Source organism: Nitrosospira sp. TNL200, assembly GCF_055386305.1.
Genome location: NZ_AP041003.1, coordinates 1522683 through 1540721, shown reverse-complemented (window position 1 = coordinate 1540721; position 18039 = coordinate 1522683). Strand labels below are relative to the sequence as shown.

18 protein-coding genes and 2 tRNA genes are annotated in these 18039 nt (G+C 53.6%); 9 read left to right on the top strand and 11 right to left on the bottom strand.

The window, feature by feature from the left end; translation table 11 throughout:
* Nucleotides 1–16: 16 nt before the first annotated feature.
* The gene (locus ACZ5CE_RS06845) at nucleotides 17–895 is read right to left on the bottom strand and encodes a hypothetical protein (RefSeq protein WP_464577192.1); all 879 of its coding nucleotides are present in this window, start codon (nucleotides 893–895) and stop codon (nucleotides 17–19) included.
* 137 nt (nucleotides 896–1032) lie between these two features.
* Here ACZ5CE_RS06845 and ACZ5CE_RS06840 point away from each other — a divergent pair, with 137 nt between their 5' ends.
* Entirely contained in the window at nucleotides 1033–2214 is a 1182-nt protein-coding gene (locus tag ACZ5CE_RS06840; RefSeq protein WP_464577190.1) for an esterase-like activity of phytase family protein, read from the top strand.
* 286 nt (nucleotides 2215–2500) lie between these two features.
* A complete protein-coding gene (locus ACZ5CE_RS06835; protein WP_464577188.1) occupies nucleotides 2501–2821 on the top strand; it encodes a putative signal transducing protein in 321 nt (106 codons plus the stop codon).
* 108 nt (nucleotides 2822–2929) lie between these two features.
* Here ACZ5CE_RS06835 and ACZ5CE_RS06830 read toward each other — a convergent pair whose 3' ends face one another.
* The 3 genes from ACZ5CE_RS06830 to ACZ5CE_RS06820 form a co-directional block, all read right to left on the bottom strand.
* Complete coding sequence (locus ACZ5CE_RS06830) at nucleotides 2930–3133, bottom strand: hypothetical protein (protein WP_464577187.1); 204 nt, start codon at nucleotides 3131–3133, stop codon at nucleotides 2930–2932.
* A gap of 423 nt (nucleotides 3134–3556) precedes the next feature.
* Complete coding sequence (locus ACZ5CE_RS06825) at nucleotides 3557–3955, bottom strand: hypothetical protein (RefSeq protein ID WP_464577185.1); 399 nt, start codon at nucleotides 3953–3955, stop codon at nucleotides 3557–3559.
* Between the two features lie 700 nt (nucleotides 3956–4655).
* Nucleotides 4656–5069: a nitrosocyanin gene (locus tag ACZ5CE_RS06820; protein ID WP_464577183.1), complete on the bottom strand. Its 414-nt coding sequence runs from the start codon at nucleotides 5067–5069 to the stop codon at nucleotides 4656–4658.
* 485 nt (nucleotides 5070–5554) lie between these two features.
* Between ACZ5CE_RS06820 and ACZ5CE_RS06815 the strand changes: the two genes are divergently transcribed.
* The 5 genes from ACZ5CE_RS06815 (at nucleotide 5555) to ACZ5CE_RS06795 (ending at nucleotide 10237) form a co-directional block, all read left to right on the top strand.
* Nucleotides 5555–5878 (top strand): hypothetical protein, encoded by a 324-nt coding sequence (locus tag ACZ5CE_RS06815; protein WP_464577181.1) that lies wholly within the window; start codon nucleotides 5555–5557, stop codon nucleotides 5876–5878.
* Nucleotides 5879–6232: 354 nt separating this feature from the next.
* Entirely contained in the window at nucleotides 6233–6679 is a 447-nt protein-coding gene (locus ACZ5CE_RS06810) for a nucleoside deaminase (RefSeq protein WP_464577179.1), read from the top strand.
* Between the two features lie 341 nt (nucleotides 6680–7020).
* Nucleotides 7021–7989: a glycosyltransferase family 2 protein gene (locus ACZ5CE_RS06805; RefSeq protein WP_464577178.1), complete on the top strand. Its 969-nt coding sequence runs from the start codon at nucleotides 7021–7023 to the stop codon at nucleotides 7987–7989.
* Nucleotides 7971–8363, top strand: coding sequence for a GtrA family protein (locus tag ACZ5CE_RS06800; protein WP_464577176.1), 393 nt, complete (start codon nucleotides 7971–7973; stop codon nucleotides 8361–8363). Before ACZ5CE_RS06805 ends, ACZ5CE_RS06800 begins: the two co-directional genes overlap by 19 nt.
* Nucleotides 8360–10237 carry a hypothetical protein gene (locus ACZ5CE_RS06795; protein ID WP_464577174.1) on the top strand — a complete coding sequence of 626 codons (1878 nt, stop codon included), beginning with the start codon at nucleotides 8360–8362 and terminating at the stop codon, nucleotides 10235–10237. Before ACZ5CE_RS06800 ends, ACZ5CE_RS06795 begins: the two co-directional genes overlap by 4 nt.
* A 366-nt stretch (nucleotides 10238–10603) precedes the next feature.
* Here ACZ5CE_RS06795 and ACZ5CE_RS06790 read toward each other — a convergent pair whose 3' ends face one another.
* A complete protein-coding gene (locus tag ACZ5CE_RS06790; protein ID WP_464576386.1) occupies nucleotides 10604–11656 on the bottom strand; it encodes an IS630 family transposase in 1053 nt (350 codons plus the stop codon).
* 487 nt (nucleotides 11657–12143) lie between these two features.
* On the opposite strand from ACZ5CE_RS06790, the gene ACZ5CE_RS06785 reads away from it, so the two are divergent.
* Nucleotides 12144–13127, top strand: coding sequence for an IS5 family transposase (locus ACZ5CE_RS06785; protein WP_464574943.1), 984 nt, complete (start codon nucleotides 12144–12146; stop codon nucleotides 13125–13127).
* Between the two features lie 251 nt (nucleotides 13128–13378).
* Here ACZ5CE_RS06785 and ACZ5CE_RS06780 read toward each other — a convergent pair.
* The 6 genes from ACZ5CE_RS06780 to ACZ5CE_RS06755 form a co-directional block, all read right to left on the bottom strand.
* Nucleotides 13379–13452 (bottom strand) — tRNA-Cys (locus ACZ5CE_RS06780).
* A gap of 132 nt (nucleotides 13453–13584) precedes the next feature.
* Nucleotides 13585–13659: transfer RNA gene (locus ACZ5CE_RS06775), tRNA-Gly, on the bottom strand.
* Between the two features lie 83 nt (nucleotides 13660–13742).
* Complete coding sequence (pgsA, locus tag ACZ5CE_RS06770; RefSeq protein ID WP_464577172.1) at nucleotides 13743–14315, bottom strand: CDP-diacylglycerol--glycerol-3-phosphate 3-phosphatidyltransferase; 573 nt, start codon at nucleotides 14313–14315, stop codon at nucleotides 13743–13745.
* Nucleotides 14316–14584: 269 nt separating this feature from the next.
* On the bottom strand, nucleotides 14585–16405 hold the full coding sequence (uvrC, locus tag ACZ5CE_RS06765) for an excinuclease ABC subunit UvrC (RefSeq protein ID WP_464577170.1): 1821 nt from the start codon (nucleotides 16403–16405) through the stop codon (nucleotides 14585–14587).
* A gap of 5 nt (nucleotides 16406–16410) precedes the next feature.
* A complete protein-coding gene (locus ACZ5CE_RS06760) occupies nucleotides 16411–16599 on the bottom strand; it encodes a tautomerase family protein (RefSeq protein WP_464577168.1) in 189 nt (62 codons plus the stop codon).
* A gap of 89 nt (nucleotides 16600–16688) precedes the next feature.
* Complete coding sequence (locus tag ACZ5CE_RS06755) at nucleotides 16689–17384, bottom strand: uracil-DNA glycosylase (RefSeq protein ID WP_464577167.1); 696 nt, start codon at nucleotides 17382–17384, stop codon at nucleotides 16689–16691.
* Nucleotides 17385–17448: 64 nt separating this feature from the next.
* On the opposite strand from ACZ5CE_RS06755, the gene efp reads away from it, so the two are divergent.
* A complete protein-coding gene (gene efp / locus ACZ5CE_RS06750) occupies nucleotides 17449–18015 on the top strand; it encodes an elongation factor P (protein WP_464577165.1) in 567 nt (188 codons plus the stop codon).
* Nucleotides 18016–18039 lie beyond the last annotated feature (24 nt).

Here is an 18039-nt window from a genome sequence, read left to right as displayed (position 1 = left end):
TTCCTCCTTTTCCTTTTTACCGGGAAACATCGAGCAGGGTTTTATAAGCAGTTCGAAGCGTATTTATGCGGGACTTGAACTGCAGTCCGGTTTCGCCGTGATCAATGGCGCCGATAGCCTTCCTGTGGTCGTACAGGTACTGGTGCCCAGCGGCAATGCCCGACAAGACATTATCATAAGCCCGGGCACTCCGGATACGGCCATCGGCACGGCTCAATGCTTCCGCCCGAACCTCCTTCGCCAACGCCATCGCAACCGGCTCCGGGGGATTGTCCGGGGCGAGCATTATGTTGTCATAATAACGCGCGATCAGGGCCGATTCCACCTGCAGGTCAGCCACGATGCCGTTTTCCACGATTCTGCGTGCTGCCCTGATCACATCCTGAAGCGGCTCATTGCTTCTGCCGATCAACTTCTTCATCTCGTGCTCCCGGTACCAGACGGTGGCGGAACGGGCAAACAGGGTGGAGAGCGCACCCACGGCCTGTTTTTCATTCGCGTCGAGCATCGACGCCTTGTTGAGGCTGGCGCTGACATCGACGAGCGATTTGTCGAAAACTCTCATGTCGCCTGAAGCCAGCGCATCGAGGCCATGCATGTAATCCGCCAGGGTTTGCTGAAGTAAATCCAGGCTGGCGTGCTGTGCCTCGCGGCGCGCCTTCATCGATTCCAGGTCGGGGTAAAATTTCGCAGGCTGGTATTGCTTGCGCCGCTCGGGCGCTTCGACATAATCTCTCGTGATTCCATCGAAGCCTGCGGCATTCCCCGAAAGCGAAGCGAATTTCCTCACCTCGGTGAAGCTGGCGCATCCCGATATTGCGGTAGCAAGGAGCAGATGCGCCAGAAAGCGCGCCCACCAGCGAAACCTTCTCGCATTATTTGTACTGTAACTCATCTGAAATAAACTGTTCATGCGATGAAGCCGGGCAGGAAGACGGGAGGTCCCCAAAGCCGCCAAAACACGTATAGTAACCCCCCCGGCTGAGCAATATTGCAGTATCAGGAATAAATAGACTCGCTCATAATTACCCTATGAAGACAATCACTGCCGCCGCCCTCGCCCTCGCCATTGCGGCTGCCGGCTTTCATGCTCCCGCTTCCGCTTCGGAACATATCGTCCTCAATTATATCGGCCAGCAAATCGTGCCGAACAAAACGCGCTTCAACGGCACGCTCATCGGCGGCTTGTCTTCGCTCGACTATAATCCGGCAACTGATCGTTACCTTGCAATCAGCGACGACCGGAACAATGCGCGCTTTTACGAATTGTCGCTTGATCTTGCCCTGTTCCAGCGTTCCGCCACGCCCGGGATGGATGGGGTGAAATTCCATTCGGTAACCCTGTTACGGGGACCGGACGGAAACAGCTTCGAAAAAAACGGACTTGACCCCGAAGCGCTGCGATTCGATCGCGCCAGCAACCGCATATACTGGAGCAGCGAAGGCCGGCGCGGCATTTTTGGCTTCGCCAACCCTGCCGTGCGCGTGATGAATCCGGACGGCAGCTACGTGAGCGATTTCCCTGTACCCTCCCGCTACTTCCCCGACGGATCCAATATGGGAATATTTCCGGGAGACAAAGGGATATACAACAACCTCGCCTTCGAAAGCCTGGCAATCTCGCTGGAGGGGCGCACGCTCTACACCGCGACGGAAAATGGCCTGGTACAGGATTCGCCGCCTTCGAGCGTCGTCACCGGTTCGCGCGCGCGCATTCTTTCCTTCGACATTGCCAGCAGCAGGCCTGCCGAGGAGTATATCTACCCTGTGGGGCCGGTGGTATTCGCACCCTCCTCCCTTGGCGGATTCGCCACCAACGGCCTGACCGATTTTATTGCCATCGGCGACCGGCAATTCATCACCATCGAGCGCTCATTCACGCTTGGCGCCCTCACACCAGGGAGTATCGCCACCGGATTTACCGTCCGGCTGTTTTATGCGGACGCACGCCACGCTACCGATGTATCAGGCATGGATTCCATCGCAGGGAGGAATATTCAGCTGGTCAGCAAGACGTTGCTTCTGGATCTTTCCAAGCTAAAAAATATCGATGGTTCGGCGCTCGCAGCGGGTAATATCGAAGGCATTACGTTTGGCCCGATATTCAATGGCAAGCGGACGATCATCCTGGTAGCCGACAACAATTTCGCGCCAGCCCAGCTTACCCAGTTCATCGCGCTGGAAATCAGTTCGGGCCTGCCGCCCAATCCCTGAACCGTAACCGCATCCGTATCATTCGGCGCAGCTTCGCGGCAAATGAACCAGGCGGGAATCGGTCAAAGAACAACCGTGCCGGAAAATGCTGTTGCTATTGATCCAGCCGGAAAATACCATGAACCTCGTTATTCCGGGCCTGACCCGGAATCCAGCGCCAAGCCAGCAACAAGGTCTGCAAACCTGTGGTTCGCGGAGTGCATGCAGCAAAAACAAGGAAGGAAGTGAATGCAACAAATGAGGATCTGGGAATGATAAGGCCGCCCGGTCAGCACGGCTTCGGTCCATGAAGAAGCTTTGTTCCGCCGCCAACCTGATGGAGGCGCATATCCTGCTCGACCTTCTCGCACATGCGAACATCGAAGCGCGGCTATTCAACGAGCACGCTCAGGGTGGCGTGGGCGACATCCCTTTCACGCATGCGTATCCGGAAGTCTGGATTGCTCGCGAGGATGATCTGCCGCGGGCGCAGGCCGTGGTACGTGCCTATGAAAAAGCGCCTGTAGAGACAGGCGTGGTATTTTGCCGCACATGCTCCGAGGAAAACCCGGCTAATTTTCAGCTATGCTGGCGGTGCGGAAGCGGACTCGAAAGCGCTTCCAGGTAAACGGATAAAAAGGTAAACGCTATCTTGGGGCGATCCCGGCACCGGCCTGCATCCTGCGGATCCAGAGAAAATCTTCTGCGGGTAAAGAAAACCATCTGCCTGCCCGGCTTATCTGCTGGTGTCGGGACGATTTCTGGATTTGCGAAAAATGGGTATGACCTTGCTTCTGCCATCGCTGTCCTTATAAACATCATCCATGAACAGCCGTTCTTTTTTATTGCGTTTGAAGATTTTTCTTGAGCTTCTCTCGGCCCAATCTTCAAACTGCGCGAAAGTCAAGCCAAACGCATCCTTATCCATTGATTTTTTCATTTCATCGCTCCAGAAATTCAACAGAACAACTGCTTTCGCAGGCTATGGAAAGGGGCTCGCCAAGGCTGATAGCCTTTGAAGACCGCGTGCCGGGTATACACTCTCGTAGATGCGCTATTCAGTATGCGGAAAAAACATGAAAGGCAATCCCGCGTGCAAGTGTCCGGTGTTGGTACGGCGCGATCTGTGCGGTAACACACCCGGAAAGCCCTCAACCTCAATTCGCTCTGCAGCGATTCACCATACAGGTGAACGGAACGCCGGGTACCGCGGAAAGTCTTCGTGGATCAAGACTCTAAGCTGGAATTGACCGGTCAGCTGCCGGATTCAGGTTCAGTAAGGCTACCCCAGCGCAACGGTGGTTTGCAGGATGGGAAAATGTGTTTACCAGCGACAGATATTTATGAGCAGCAATTGACAGCCTTATTTCTGCTTCGCGCCGGCATCGGCCGTACCGGGAGAATGGCTTTCCGGCGCCTCCGATTCAATGGAGGTGTCCACCTTTTCTCCTGCGCTCCGTTTATCCGGCTGAGGCAATGATTCCCCGGAAGAATCACTGGGGGTTTTCTTGTTCTTATCCCCGTTCCTGTCCTTATTGTCCCGAATAGGTTCTGGGGGAAAATCTTCGGCCGGCGTGTACCTTTGACCGTACGTTACATTGCCCTGGTCAGATGGAAACTCTCCCGCGGGCGCACCTCCTTGTCCCATGCCGCCAACCTGGCCGGGTCCGGGAATCTGCGCACCCGTGGAACTCATCAGCCCGCATGCCGTAAGAGCAAACAAACCCGATCGAAGAACGGAAAACACCGAGACAGGTTTCATCCCATATCCCCTATTTTTGATAATGGTCATGTGGCAGATAATTGCGCTGACCGCTATAGGAGTCTGTACGCTGGGACACCCATGAATCATTTCTGGATTACTTTTTCCGGTCAAACAGGGCGGCATTGCGTTCTGTTCCGCACATTCACAATTCCGCTGCTACAAGAGGGAATAGAAGGAGGGAATGAAAAGGGACTAAACACCGGCCATCCTGCTTCCTTAATCCACTCCCATTATGCCCAGTCCGGCAGCAAGCACAAGGATATATGTACCCCAGAAAACCAGTCCGCTGTTCATGTTTCATCTCCTTGTCGGTAATGTATCGATACTCCCATCGGTAGACGAATTACATTGCTGAACTCTCATGCTTCCTCATGTTTCCATTTAAGCATGAGGCCAGCCTGGACTAGTTTCCTCCATCATTGTTACACCCGTGCGTTTCTGGGTTCAAGAATTTACGGGACGGGTCAAGGCGAAAATGACAGCACTAATCAAGCCTTGGAGATCATTCACGTTTCCGTTTCCCTTCGTCAAATTGCCGGTTTGATCTTTCCATATTACCGCAGCATATACTGGCATATGCTTTGGAGGCATGGGATTGCTTCTCGAATGCAAAAAAAAACCCGCCAAAGTGGCGGGTTTGATGGCTCGCAGGGTGAGGATTTCTCACCGCTGAACCGCTATCCTTCTGCGTGGCTGTTTAATCCACTACGTTCAAGGAACCGGGCAAATGAATATTCTTGGGATGGAGCTGGCACCAGATGGTGAAGGCGCCGGCCTTGTCAGCCTTGAAACTGATGGTCTTGGTCTCTCCTTTCTTGACTACTTCCTTGATTCCATAAGCGTCGATGGAAAAACCCTCGCTGATGGGGGATTTGTTCTCAATGGTAATCTTCACGTCAGTCCCCTTCTTGACCGTCAGGGTTTCCGGCTCATTGAGCACATTGAAAGCACGGATGTTCTTGACTGTCACGCCTTCGACGTTGAGTTCGGGAATATTGGTGTCGTAAGCATTAATCACCACCGTGAATTTTTGTTCGCCTGCCTGGGCAGCCCCTACCAGCAGCAATCCTGATGCAAGACCCGCTAACAGTGTTTTGGTTATTTTCATCATTACTCTCCTCTCAAGTTATTGACAATTTAATTAAATGGCATTCAGGGACCATTACTCTAGATGGGATGATCGCAGATGTCAATCACACGTTTCCATCAAATTCCCGACTGAGCCAGAGCTCGGTGATTCGATGAAACCAGGCTTGATTATATCGGACATATCGGGCAATTCATCGGTCCGCATTCCCACGGATTCTTCTTTTTCATGTGCCGCGCACCGGAATGCGCGCGCCATCCACCTTCCTGATGTCATTGGTTATCGAGCGGGACTGGTTTTAAGAATCCGTGCAGGTAATGCGAAGACAGCAGAAATAGTACCAAGGTCCACTTTTCAATAATGCCAAAACCCGTACGATGAGCATGCGGGCAGATATGACAGAGACCTGCGAGCGGGAAGCGGAACCGCACAATCTAGCCGGATAGATGCGGCAACACCGGATCAATTCAAAGAAAGGCTCCGGAAAAAAGGAAAAGGGGAATAGATCGATGAACAAGGATAACGCTTCATTCGCTGCCGGGTTGCTTCTTGCCCTGGCACTGGAAATGGCTGCGGCCGGGCCGCCTATTCTGATCGACCGCCAGACCGGAAAATATCTCGGCAACCTGAGCAGCAACCCCCATGACCCGGACAGCACCAGCAACCCTTACGGGAGGTATGGCAGCAAATACTCGCCAGACAGCATCAACAACCCCTACGGCCGCTATGGCTCAAAATATTCCCCGGATAGCCCCAACAATCCTTATGCTGCCAATCCGCCTGCCATCGTGACCTCGCCTCCGTCAGGAGCCGAAATGCAACCGCCGCAGTGAATTTTGACTGCGATAGTGTCTCGCCCGCGCGTAACCTGAGGGGTCCGCGAAGCGGAATTGGAGGCCCGGCAATGGCGGCATCCGGCTATCCCGCCGTATACCGCGTACCGGAGCCAAGGCATTCATGCATCTCAATCGCCATCCCCACATCGGTTTGCGGGAAAAGGGATTCATGACATGGAAACATGACTGATACACTTCCAAGCTGCCTGACAAGAATCTACATAATTCCGAGAAGAGGTTAAAATGATCAATGCCAGGCGTAGATGGCTCTTGTCAGCAGCATCGGGCCTTGTGCTTGCCACGGCAGCGAGACAACTGCGCGCAACGGACGCAACAATCCCGGGAGATGCGATGGCCGATCATAAACGACTGCTGCACGAGGCGGTGCGCCTTGCTCAGGACAACCACAAGCAGGGCGGCCGCCCTTTCGGTGCGGTACTGGCTATCGGCGGCAAAGTGGTTGCCACTGGCGTCAATAACATCATACAGACTCACGACGTCAGCGCGCATGCCGAAATGGAGGCATTGCGAGCGGCTTGCCGTCAGTTGGGACGACCGGATTTAAAGGGCAGCGTGGTGTATGCCAGCGGCCATCCGTGTCCGATGTGCCTGGCCGCGATGATCATGGCAAAGGTGGATAAAGCTTATTACGCTTTCAGCAACGAGGAAGCAGCACCCTACGGTTTTTCCAATGCCCCCGTTTACGAAGCCCTGCATCTCCCGCTGCCAACATCCTTGCCGCTGACGCAACTGGATATCGGGATGGCGCCGGGACAGCTGTATGGTTCACAGATGTAAGCATTGGCAAGTGTTAGCACGACTTGATACCAGGTAAATAAATGTAATTTCTTCCCTTTTTATTATTACCCCATTACCGCCCCCGTTCTTGGCCCCGGCACCCATATCCCCTGCGCTTCGAGCCGGCTCTATGGGGATATCTGGCAGCAAACCAAAAAGAGCTTGCTCCTGATCGTGCCCAGCGTTGTTTGACAGCAACGGGAGTAAAGCCTTTCGCAATTGCCAGGAAGTTTCATAGTAAACTTCTTTAAGCTGATGCCAAGTATCTCTCTGATTCCCTCATTTGAGCTTCGAGAAAATCAAAAATAGCTATGCCATTACAATCCTCATAGATTTTCCAAATGCCAGATTCTTGTTTTAACCACGTTGCTGTCCTCATCCCCTGCTATAACGAAGAAACGACCATAGGAAAGGTGGTCGGGGATTTTTGTCATTCCCTTCCAGGCGCGAAAGTCTACGTATTCGATAATAATTCATCCGATAAAACCATGGAAGTAGCACGTAACGCTGGCGCCATTGTGCGCGAAGTGCAATTCCAAGGCAAAGGCAGCGTCATTCGAAGAATGTTTGCTGATATAGAAGCAGATATCTATGTACTTGTTGATGGAGATGATACTTATGATGCGGCGCAAGCGCCTGAACTAATCTCCAGCCTGACTGCGGCCGGTTTAGACATGGTAGTAGGGATGCGACAAACAGAAGAACAGGCGGCCTATCGTACTGGACATAGATTCGGCAACGTCCTTTTGACAAGATGTGTGGGCGTCATTTTTGGCCGATCATTAAAGGATATGCTATCGGGTTATAGAATATTTTCGCGCCGATATGTCAAATCTTTTCCAGCGCATTCAACGGGATTCGAAACCGAAACGGAATTAACGGTGCATGCCCTCGAACTATCCATGCCCATTCTAGAAGTTCGGAGTTCTTACGGATCCAGACCTGAAGGTTCCACTAGCAAACTCAGTACGTACCGCGATGGGATACGCATTCTCTGGACAATAATTTCTCTCTTCAAATCAGAAAGACCGTTACTTGCATTCTCTATCGGGTTTATCGCGTGTGCACTTACCTCTGTTGCGCTAGCGATTCCTTTGTTTGAAACATACTTCAGTACCGGATTGGTACCGCGCCTTCCCACCGCCCTTCTGTGTGTTGCATTGATGTTGCTCGGTGCAATACTGCTGGTTTGCGGCATCGTGCTTGATACTGTTACGCTTGGCCGAATCGAGGCAAAGCGCTTCGCTTATCTATCTATTCCGGGTCCCGCCAGAAGAACCCTGGATCGTTCATGTCAAGACGTCAGTTGACAAGCTTTGCAACGGCTGGGATCGTTGGTTTCCTTATAGACGCAGGGGTTCTTTACCTCCTCATTCAGTTCGGAATCGGGCTTTACCTTGGCCGATTAGTTTCATTTCTTTGCGCCATATTCGTTACATGGCAAATGAACCGGCGCTTTACATTTTTAAACGCACAGCCACGGTCTCCGTGGGTGGAATGGTGGCGTTATCTTTCGGCGATGACATTTGGCTGGCTAATCAATTTTATTACCTACGCAGCAATATTGCGCATCGGCCCTGATACCCAATGGAAACCACTCATAGGCGTGATGGTTGGCTCCTGCATTGCGATGTTCGTTAATTTTGCAGTTTCCAAATGGTGGGTTTTTAATCAAGCGTCATGAGTGCCATTTCCACAACTAGCAACAGACGATCTACCGCCGCAAACTTCCTTTTCCGCAGTTTTACCGTTGGACTCAACAGTGCTGCGGCCTATCGTAACGCGATCATATTGACGCCATTGGCTTTTGGTGTATGGTCAGTTTTGCTGGGCGCGGATGCCAACTGGGATCTTCTCAACTACCATCTATACAACCCTTTCGCTCTTTTTAACGACAAACTTGCCACAGACTTTGCACCGGGGGGGTTTCAAAACTACTTCAATCCACTTCTGGATGTGCCGTACTACTTCGGCACGATGCATCTGCCCCCTCCTCTGCTTGGTTTTCTGATGGGCACAGCGCATGGTTTAAATTTTGTGTTTCTGGTCGAGATATGCCGCAGAGTTTTGCCATCGCTACCCCAAACAGACAAGTATCGGATACTTTTGCTACTGGCCTTTTCAGGATGCCTGACGGCCAATTTTCTCTCAGAGCTTGGAAATACGATGGGAGACAATATGACTTCGGTCTTCTGTCTTTCATCCATTCTGATAATTCTGCATGCTTGGGAGAGATATAGAACGGAGCGCGTTCTCTCCATATTAACGTTGTTTGCAGCAGGCATACTGATGGGCATGGGTACGGGTCTAAAATTGACCAATGCGATCTATGCTATCGCGCTTTGCGCGGGCTTGTTTGCCTTCCCCCTATCACTTATAGCACGTGTCAAAATTGCCTTCGTTTTTGGTGTCGGCACTTTGGTCGGTTTCTCGTGTACCGCCGGATACTGGTTCTATATCATGTGGCAGACGTTCGGCAACCCGCTCTTTCCCCAGTTTGGGAGTATCTTCCCCAATGATCTGGCGGCACGAATAAGTGTTGCAGATACCTCCTGGCTCCCCAAAGGGATATGGCAGGAAATACTCTGGCCATTCATCATTTCTATTGATTCGCGGAAAGTGGGCCAAATTGACGTTCGGCAGATTATCTGGGCAATTGTCTACGCATTACTGATTGCCCTAATTATTGCGACGCTGCTACGCCGCCAGAGCAAATCACACGCGTTGCAAATGGACCCATCTGCGAGATATATCCTAGTCGTGATCGTGATCAGCTTTGTGCTATGGATGAAGCTTTTCAGTATCTACCGATATCTGGTCCCGATGGAATTACTCGCTCCGCTAGCGATCTTCATCCTATGTAATAAGCTATTGCCGTATGACAAAGCTCGGCGCGTGTCTTTCTGGGCGATCATGATTGCCACCCTTGTAGTTTTTGCAGGGGGCATTCCCACTTGGGGGCACACGCCATGGAGTGATAAACCTTTTTATGTCGACGTTCCCGAGCTATCGGAGCCCTCTCACACTACCGTTTTAATAACCGAAGGCGATCCGCCATGGTCGTGGCTTGCCTTGGCCTTCCCCTCAAAAGTTGCTTTTACACAAATCAGTGGAAATTTTCCGCAGGGAGAAGGCTTTTTGCCTCATATTAAACAGATGGCGAATCAACGTGGCGGACCGGTTTTCGCGCTATTTCAAGGTCATCGTGATTCAACTGCAGATCGAGCTAATAGGAAACGAAAAATGGCCGATAGCCTTGGTTTGACAAGCAGCCAATACAGTTGTGAGGCTGTGCGCTGGATAACGGAAAAATTTAACCTTCGCGTGGTCGTGAATCCTGCTGATGGAGTCACGGTAGGAGCTTCGTGCCGCTTGGATTTCATACCTAAAAGGAAAAAGGTCGTACCCGATATCGAATCTATGAATCGCATCGAAAGAGAAAAAGCACAGCAGATATTGACCGCATATGGTTTTAATCTCTTGCCGCAGCGCTGTTCATCGCATCGCGCGGGTATTGGCGATTCGGTGCAGATTTATCAGTGGTGTGAAGTTGAATAGCCGTCTTGGCGGAGTTGAGCGGGGGCAGAGAAACATTGTCCTGCTCGATATTTGCCAACTGGTTAATGCGCTGAATATTTCAGCTTCAGAATTAATGGATTTCCAAAACGAGCGGTGGTTTCCTCCCCGCAGCGTTGGAGTTATTAAGGAAACCCTTTAATACCCTTGATCTAGCTTCATAGAAATCAGTCACTTATAGCTAAATTGGCCGTCGCTATTTTTGGGCCGGATTAATGGTTCAGTTTCAGAGATGGTTATTCAGATACGCTGGGACAGGTATTTGCCGGCATATCGAGAATACCGGTTAACCGCTTATTGTTTACAGACTCTCTTCCGCGCATCGAGAGTGCGTTATTAACCCGGCCCTTAAATACCATGGGCTGCATAAGCAGCGGCAGGATGTCTGAAGTAAGCCATGACGTGGTTTGGCAAGCTTTCGATGCGCTTCATGAAAGACAGGGCCTTCTCCAGTAGTTCATCGGTGTTGCGGCTGATCGGGCCGGTGCGCAGCGCAGTCTTGAAATCGCGGTTGAGATATTCATCCGGGTTCGACTCCGGAGCGTAAGGCGGCAGAAAGACCAGTTCGATCTGCGCTTCCTTCCCGCAAAGCCATTCCCTGACTTTGCTGGCATGATGTACGCGCAAGTTGTCGACGACAAGGAAGATCTTGTGCTTGTTCGCGGCATCCTGAATCAACGCCTCCAGAAACTCAATGAAACGCTCGGTATTGATCGTGCCTTCCATGATTCTGAAGGCCATTTCGCCACGCGCCGAAATGGCCGAAATCATGGAGAGCTTCTGCCAGCGAGCCGGTGTCTTCAAAACAGGCGTCTGGCCTCGTGGCGCGTAACCACGAACCCAGTTGGCGTCTTCCTTCACCGCCGTCTCATCGCCCCAGAGGACGATCGCGCCTTGTGCCCTGGCACGCGCCAGGAGATTGGGATAGGTCTGTTTCAACCAGATATCGACCTTGGCCGGGTCTTGCTCCAGGGCACGTTTGACTGGGCGCTGCGGCGTGAATCCCCAGCGTTTCAGGTATTTCCCCACCAATCTGTCCTGCATCTGCACTCCAAATCTCTCCTGAATCAGCGTCTTGATCGCAGGTCGGGTCCACAGCGCAAAAGGCAATTGCATTTGCAGCGGCGTCTGCCCAATGATCTGCTCGCGTAACCAGACCTCATCGGCCATCTTCAGTTTGCGGCAGGCCCCAACAGGCCGCCCGCGCACCTTCTCCCCAAAACTGGCTTCGCCTTCTCGGCGTGCTCGCAAAAGCCAGTCTTCCACCGTCCGGTAATGAACGCCAGCTATCTCGGCCAATTCCTTCACAGGCATTCCAGACTGCTTGCGCAACCGGACAACCATCCTCCTCAATACTTCCCGACCAGATACTGTCAACTTCCGTGCATCGATCTTTTCCATCCCTTAATATTACCATAACCAGCTTATTTAAGGGCCGGATTAATAAACCAAATCCATATTGCCCGTCACCTGGAGATTAGCATCCTGCCGATATTGTTCGGTTTATGCGCCTTGAGCAGGAATACGGTTAACCTATCGCTGTACTCCCTAACGATACCGCATTCCATACCCTGATGGAATACCATTTTCTCGTTGCTCTCGAACGCGTGGCGAGCCGCCACCATTTCCCCCCTGCAGGGGTAACTATTAGGAAGTGGGCGCGTTCATCAAACAATTTGGCAGACTTTGGGCCAGGCTTGGCATTACGAATTACAGTGTCAATGAAGAGGCAGGGTAACTCTATTAACAATTTCGGGTTACCCCAAAAAGTTACCCCTATCTAAAGCTGGATGTTATTAGGGAAACGCTGATTTAATGCATTTTGACGAACGGAGGCAGTGGATGACATGCGAGAATTGGTGCATTGAAAACAGATAGGCACTTGGCGATGCAAGGGAGTTTTTCTGACCTGGAATACGCGGCGAAGAAGAAGGTGACGCGACGCGACCGATTTCTCGGCCAGATCAATGCTGTGACACCGTGGTTGGCACTGGTGGCCGAGATTGAGCCATTCTACCCCAAGGGCACAGGCCGTGGTCGTCCACCGATTGGCGTGGAACGCATGCTGCGCATGTACATCGCCCAGCAATGCTTTGGTCTTTCGGATGAAGGCATTGAAGATGCCATTTACGACAGTCAGGCTCTCCGGTCCTTTGTCGGGATTGACCTGTTGCGTGAGTCGGCACCGGATGCCACCACCCTGCTCAAGTTCCGTCGCCTGCTTGAAGACAACAAGCTGACCGAGCGCATCTTTGCCGCCATCAATACCTTGCTGGCCGTGAAGGGGTTGATTCTCAAGGAGGGCACCGTCGTCGATGCGACGATCATCGCAGCCCCGTCCTCGACCAAAAACCAGAGTGGCGGGCGTGATCCAGAGATGCACCAAGCCAGGAAAGGCAACCAGTGGCACTTTGGCATGAAGGCCCACATTGGCGTCGATGTCGAGTCTGGCATTACCCATACGCTGGTTACCACGCCAGCCAATACCCATGACGTTACCCAAGCCCATGCGCTGTTGCATGGGAATGAGAAGGTTGTCTTTGGCGACGCTGGCTATCAGGGTGTCGAGAAACGGGAAGAGAACCTGAATACCGAAGTTCAATGGGAAGTAGCGATGCGCCCCGGCAAGCGCAAGACGTTGCCGGATACTCCAATTGGCCGCCTGAAGGAGCAGATCGAGCAGATCAAGGCGAGTGTGCGGGCCAAGGTCGAGCATCCCTTCCACATCGTCAAGAACCTCTTCGGCATGAAGAAGGTGCGCTATCGCGGACTGGCCAAAAACACGGCACAGCTTTATACCCTCTTCGGATTGGCGAATCTGCTGATCGCCAAGCGGCGACGGTTTGCACTCGACGCCCAAGGTGCGTCCTGAAATAGGCGAAACGATGAAATTCGCGGGAAAACAGGGCAAATGCCGCCCAAAAACAGGAGCAGAGCAGGCATTTCTTGCCCGCGTCGATGTAAATGATGAATGAGTGCCGCCTGCTCGTGCCATCTTCGATCAAATGATGATTTGTTCAGCGCTTCCTTAGGTAATAGCACCTCTAGTTTGACGAAAAGTGCAATAAAAACCCGCACTTATGCGGATTTTAGGATCTTACTATATTTCACTAGAAGATTTTATGGAGGCGGGGGTCGGAATCGAACCGGCGTAGACGGCTTTGCAGGCCGCTGCATGACCACTCTGCCACCCCGCCATTCTTGCGCAACCCGAATGGTTCGCGCGTCGATGCGCCGAGCTATAGGCGCAAACTAAAAAGGGAAAACGGATTGGCGTGAGGCGATAATCGGGGTATGCCTCATGCGGAAAATCCATTTTCCCACGATACTGGAGCGGGAAACGAGGCTCGAACTCGCGACCCCAACCTTGGCAAGGTTGTGCTCTACCACTGAGCTATTCCCGCAAATACAATGGCGGCATTATAAGGACGGCGCCATGTTTGGTCAAGAAAGGCCAGATTCGGGTGGGTACTTTGGCATTTCCCGATCAGCCGTGCTTCAATGCCTGGGGGATGGCCACCTTCAGGTAATAACCCATCGACCACAGCGTCAATACCGCCGCAAGGTAGATCAGCCAGGTTCCGACGGCATGGGCATTGAAATCCTCGCCGATCTTGTCATGATAAAGCAGCAATGGAATGGCCACCATCTGCGATGTGGTTTTCAGCTTGCCGAGGAAAGACACGGCCATGCTCTTGCCTCTTCCGATCTGCGCCATCCACTCGCGCAGGGCCGATATGGTGATTTCCCTGCCAATGATGATGAATGCTATCAGCGCATCCAGCCGGCTCAGGTAAACCAGCACGATAAGCGCCGCCGCGACCATCAGCTTGTCCGCCACGGGGTCGAGAAATGCGCCGAAAGCGGAGGTCTGTTGAAGGACCCGCGCGAGGTAGCCATCCAGCCAGTCGGTAATTGCCGCCACGGTAAAAATGACGGTAGCAATCAGATTCTGGTCGGATTGGGACAGCCAGCTGGGCGGAAAGTAGAAAATTCCCACGAACAGCGGAATTGCCACGATGCGCATCCACGTCAGTACGTTAGGGAGATTGAAGGGCATGAGGTCGCCTGCGCCATTGGAATAGCAGTTCGGTAAATTCATTGTCGCAAATGAGTTTCACGTCAGGCTGCCCATCCTGCGCTCGGGATTGTTCCCGGGTTTCATGGCTTCCCGAAAATATCCGGGACGCGTGAATTCTTCGCAGCCAGGCCCGGCATCGGCCGAAATGATCCTGGAACATCCCAAACGGCACAGCCGGCCGCTGGGCATGGCCAATCCCGTTTTATGCGCTTCATGGGCTAAAGCCTCAGGCGAATTCAATGGCGAATTCAGTGCAGTTCCCTATAAATCTTCTCCGCCAGCGCACGGCTGATACCCTCGGTCTGCTGCAATTCTTCCACGCTCGCGGTGAGTACGCCTTTCAGCCCGCCGAACCGGGAAAGGAGGCTCTGACGGCGCCTGGCGCCGACACCTCCGATTTTTTCCAGGCTGGACCGGGTGCGCGCCTTGCCCAGCTTGGCACGATGTCCATAAATTGCAAAACGGTGCGCCTCGTCCCTGATCTGCTGTATCAGGTGCAATCCGGGGTGGTCCGTGGATAATTGTAACGGCTTTTCAACCTCCGGGAAAATCAATTGTTCCAGTCCGGGCTTGCGTTCTTCGCCTTTTGCCACGCCCAGCAGGCAGGCATCGTTCAGCCCAAGTTCGACCAATACCTCCTGCGCGGCGCTGACCTGGCCTCGGCCGCCGTCGATCAGGATGAGATCGGGAAGGCTGCCTTCGCCCTCGGCAATCTTATGATAGCGCCTTAAAAATACATTCCGCATGGCGGCATAGTCGTCTCCCGGCGTGATCCCGGCGATGTTGTAGCGGCGGTACTCGCTGTTGCGCATGGCGAAATTGTCGTACACCACGCAGGATGCGATGGTCGCTTCGCCTTGCGTGTGGCTGACGTCGAAACATTCGATCCGCCCGATTCCAGGCATGTTCAGGGCCTGTTGCAGGGCTTGCAGGCGCTCCTCCTGGCTGGCCTGGCGGCCCAGCATCTGCTCCAGTGCGAGCCGCGCGTTTTCCATTGCCATCCCCAGCCATACGCGCCGTTCCCCGATGGGATTGCAACTGATCAGAACCTTGCGCCCCGATTGCTCGCCGAGCAGGTTTTGCAGGGCTTCCCGCTGGATCTTTTCGCCCACGACAATGACATGCGGCACACTGCGATTGAGATAATGCTGCGCCAGAAAAGCCTCCACCGCGGCGGATGGCTCGTAGCCTTCCGCATTCTGTGGAAAAAAACTTTTATCGCCAAGGTGGCGCCCGCCCCTGACCATGGCAAGGTTGACGCAGAGCCGGCCCCTGCCGCCACTTTCGGCGACACAGGCTACTACGTCGGCATCCAGCGCCCTGCCGTTATCGACAAACTGTTTTTCCCGGATTTTCCTCAGCGCCTGGATCTGGTCGCGAAACAGCGCGGCCTGCTCATACTCCTGTAATTGCGCCGCCTCCTGCATCTTTCTGGAGAGGCTTTGCAGCACTTCGGTCTGCTTGCCTTCCAGGAAAAGCCTGGCGTCCCGCGCATCGTCCCGGTAAGCGTATTCCTCGACAAGATCGACGCAAGGCCCGCTGCAGCGCTTGATCTGGTAAAGCAGGCACGGCCTGGTACGGTTGCTGAATACGCTGTCTTCGCAGGTACGGATGCGAAACACCTTTTGCAGCAACTGCATGCTCTCCCGCACCATGCCCGCGTTGGGGAAAGGTCCGAAATAATGATTTTTTTTGTCCAGCGGGCCGCGATGGAAGCCCAGGCGGGGAAAACGGTGTGCGCTCAGCATTAGGTAGGGATAGGATTTATCATCCCTGAACAGGATGTTATAGCGAGGTCCCAGGCTCTTTATGAGATTGTTTTCGAGCAGCAGCGCCTCGGCCTCGGATCGGGTGACGGTCGTTTCGACCCCGGCGATTTGCGATACCATCAACTGCGTGCGAGGCCCCAGCCCGTTTTTCTGAAAATACGAAGAAACGCGCTTTTTCAGGTCGATCGCCTTGCCGACATAGATCACCTCCCCCGCGGCATTGAGCATGCGGTAGACCCCCGGCTGGGAAGGCAGGCTGGAGCAGAATTCCTTGCTGTCGAAAGCGGATGCTGCCGGCAATGAAGTTATTCCTCCTCGCCTAGCAGATTGCCGGCAATCGCCCAGTTTTCGTCCGGCAGTTCGTCGAAAGCAATGTAGGTATAGGATTTGGGCTTGTGGGCGACTCTCTCGAGAGTATCGGTAATCTCCGTGGCGATCTGCTTCTTCTGGTCGCGGCTGAGCGTGCCAGCAATACGAATGTTCACATAAGGCATGGTTGATCCTCCCTTTTTCTTTATGTTTCCATCGTTTCCATCTCGATCTTCAATCCCTGCCCCGCCTTTGCCTTCTTACCTCGCCTACCCTACCTCGCAGCCAGATCCGCGCAAATCTTCACGAACACCTGCTCGAACATTTCCGGCGTCAGGCGGCGGGTCTGGGTATTGTAGCGGCTGCAATGGTAGCTGTCATATAACCGCATTTCGCGCTCGGAATCGGGCGAGCCCGGGCTGCCGGCAACCGGACTCGAAGCCTCGCCAGCCACCTTGTACACCGCGCCGTGCTCGAAGAGATAATCCTTCAATTTGAGGTCGAGTGCGCGCAGTACCGCCTGATGGGCTATTGCCCCGAGAGCCAGGATCGCGGCACCACCCTCTTTCCGGAACCCGGTGATCTCGGCGGCGAGAAAAGAATTGCAACTGCGTATTTCCGAAGGCTCCGGTTTGTTTTGCGGAGGCAGGCACTTGACGGCGTTGGTGATGCGGCAATCCATGAGCCGCAGATTGTCGTCAGGGGAATCGGAACCCGCATGGCTCGCAAATCCAAACTTGTGCAGGGTCCGGTATAGCAATATGCCGGCGAAATCTCCGGTGAAGGGCCTGCCGGTCCGGTTCGCTCCATGCATGCCCGGCGCCAGCCCGACGATGAGAAGCCGGGCGGCGGCATCGCCAAAGGGGGCGACCGGGCGGGCATGATAAGACGGGTAGCGCGCCTTTACTTCGTCCAGGTGGCCCGCAAGGCGCGGGCATTGGCGGCAGTCCGCCGAGAATGAGGATTGCATGAGATGGCAGCCGGCCTTTTAGTGTAGAATGCGCGCTTTTTGACCCACTGGAACTGGAAAAACAATGGCTAAAGTGCTCGCAACAGAAATCCGCGTCGGCAACTTGATCGAGTGGGACAAGCGCATCTGGCGCGTGCTCAAATGTTACCACGTTCACGTGGGCGGTCGGGGTGGCGCCTTTATGCAGGTGGAAATGAAGGACATCGAGGCGGGCACCAAGACCAACCAGCGCATACGCACCGAAGACAAGGTGGAGCGCGCGTTCGTCGAACCACGGGACATGACCTTCCTCTACCAGGACGGCAGCAACTTCGTTTTCATGGATAAGGAAAACTACGAGCAGCTCAACCTGTCGCAGGAATTTCTCGAAGGGCAATACGAATACCTGCTGCCCAACACCGATATCCAGGTCAACTTCCATAACGACCGTGCGATCGGGGTGCAGCTTCCCGCGAGTGTGGTATTGACCATTACCGATACCGAGCCCAACCTCAAGGGCGCCACCGCCACCAGCTCCTACAAGCCGGCCACGCTGGAGACAGGGCTGGTCGTCATGGTTCCGCCATTCGTGCTGCAAGGCGAGAAGATCAAGATCAATACCGATAGCGGCGAATACATCGAGCGCATGTAGGAGGCGGATAACACGCTATCCCGA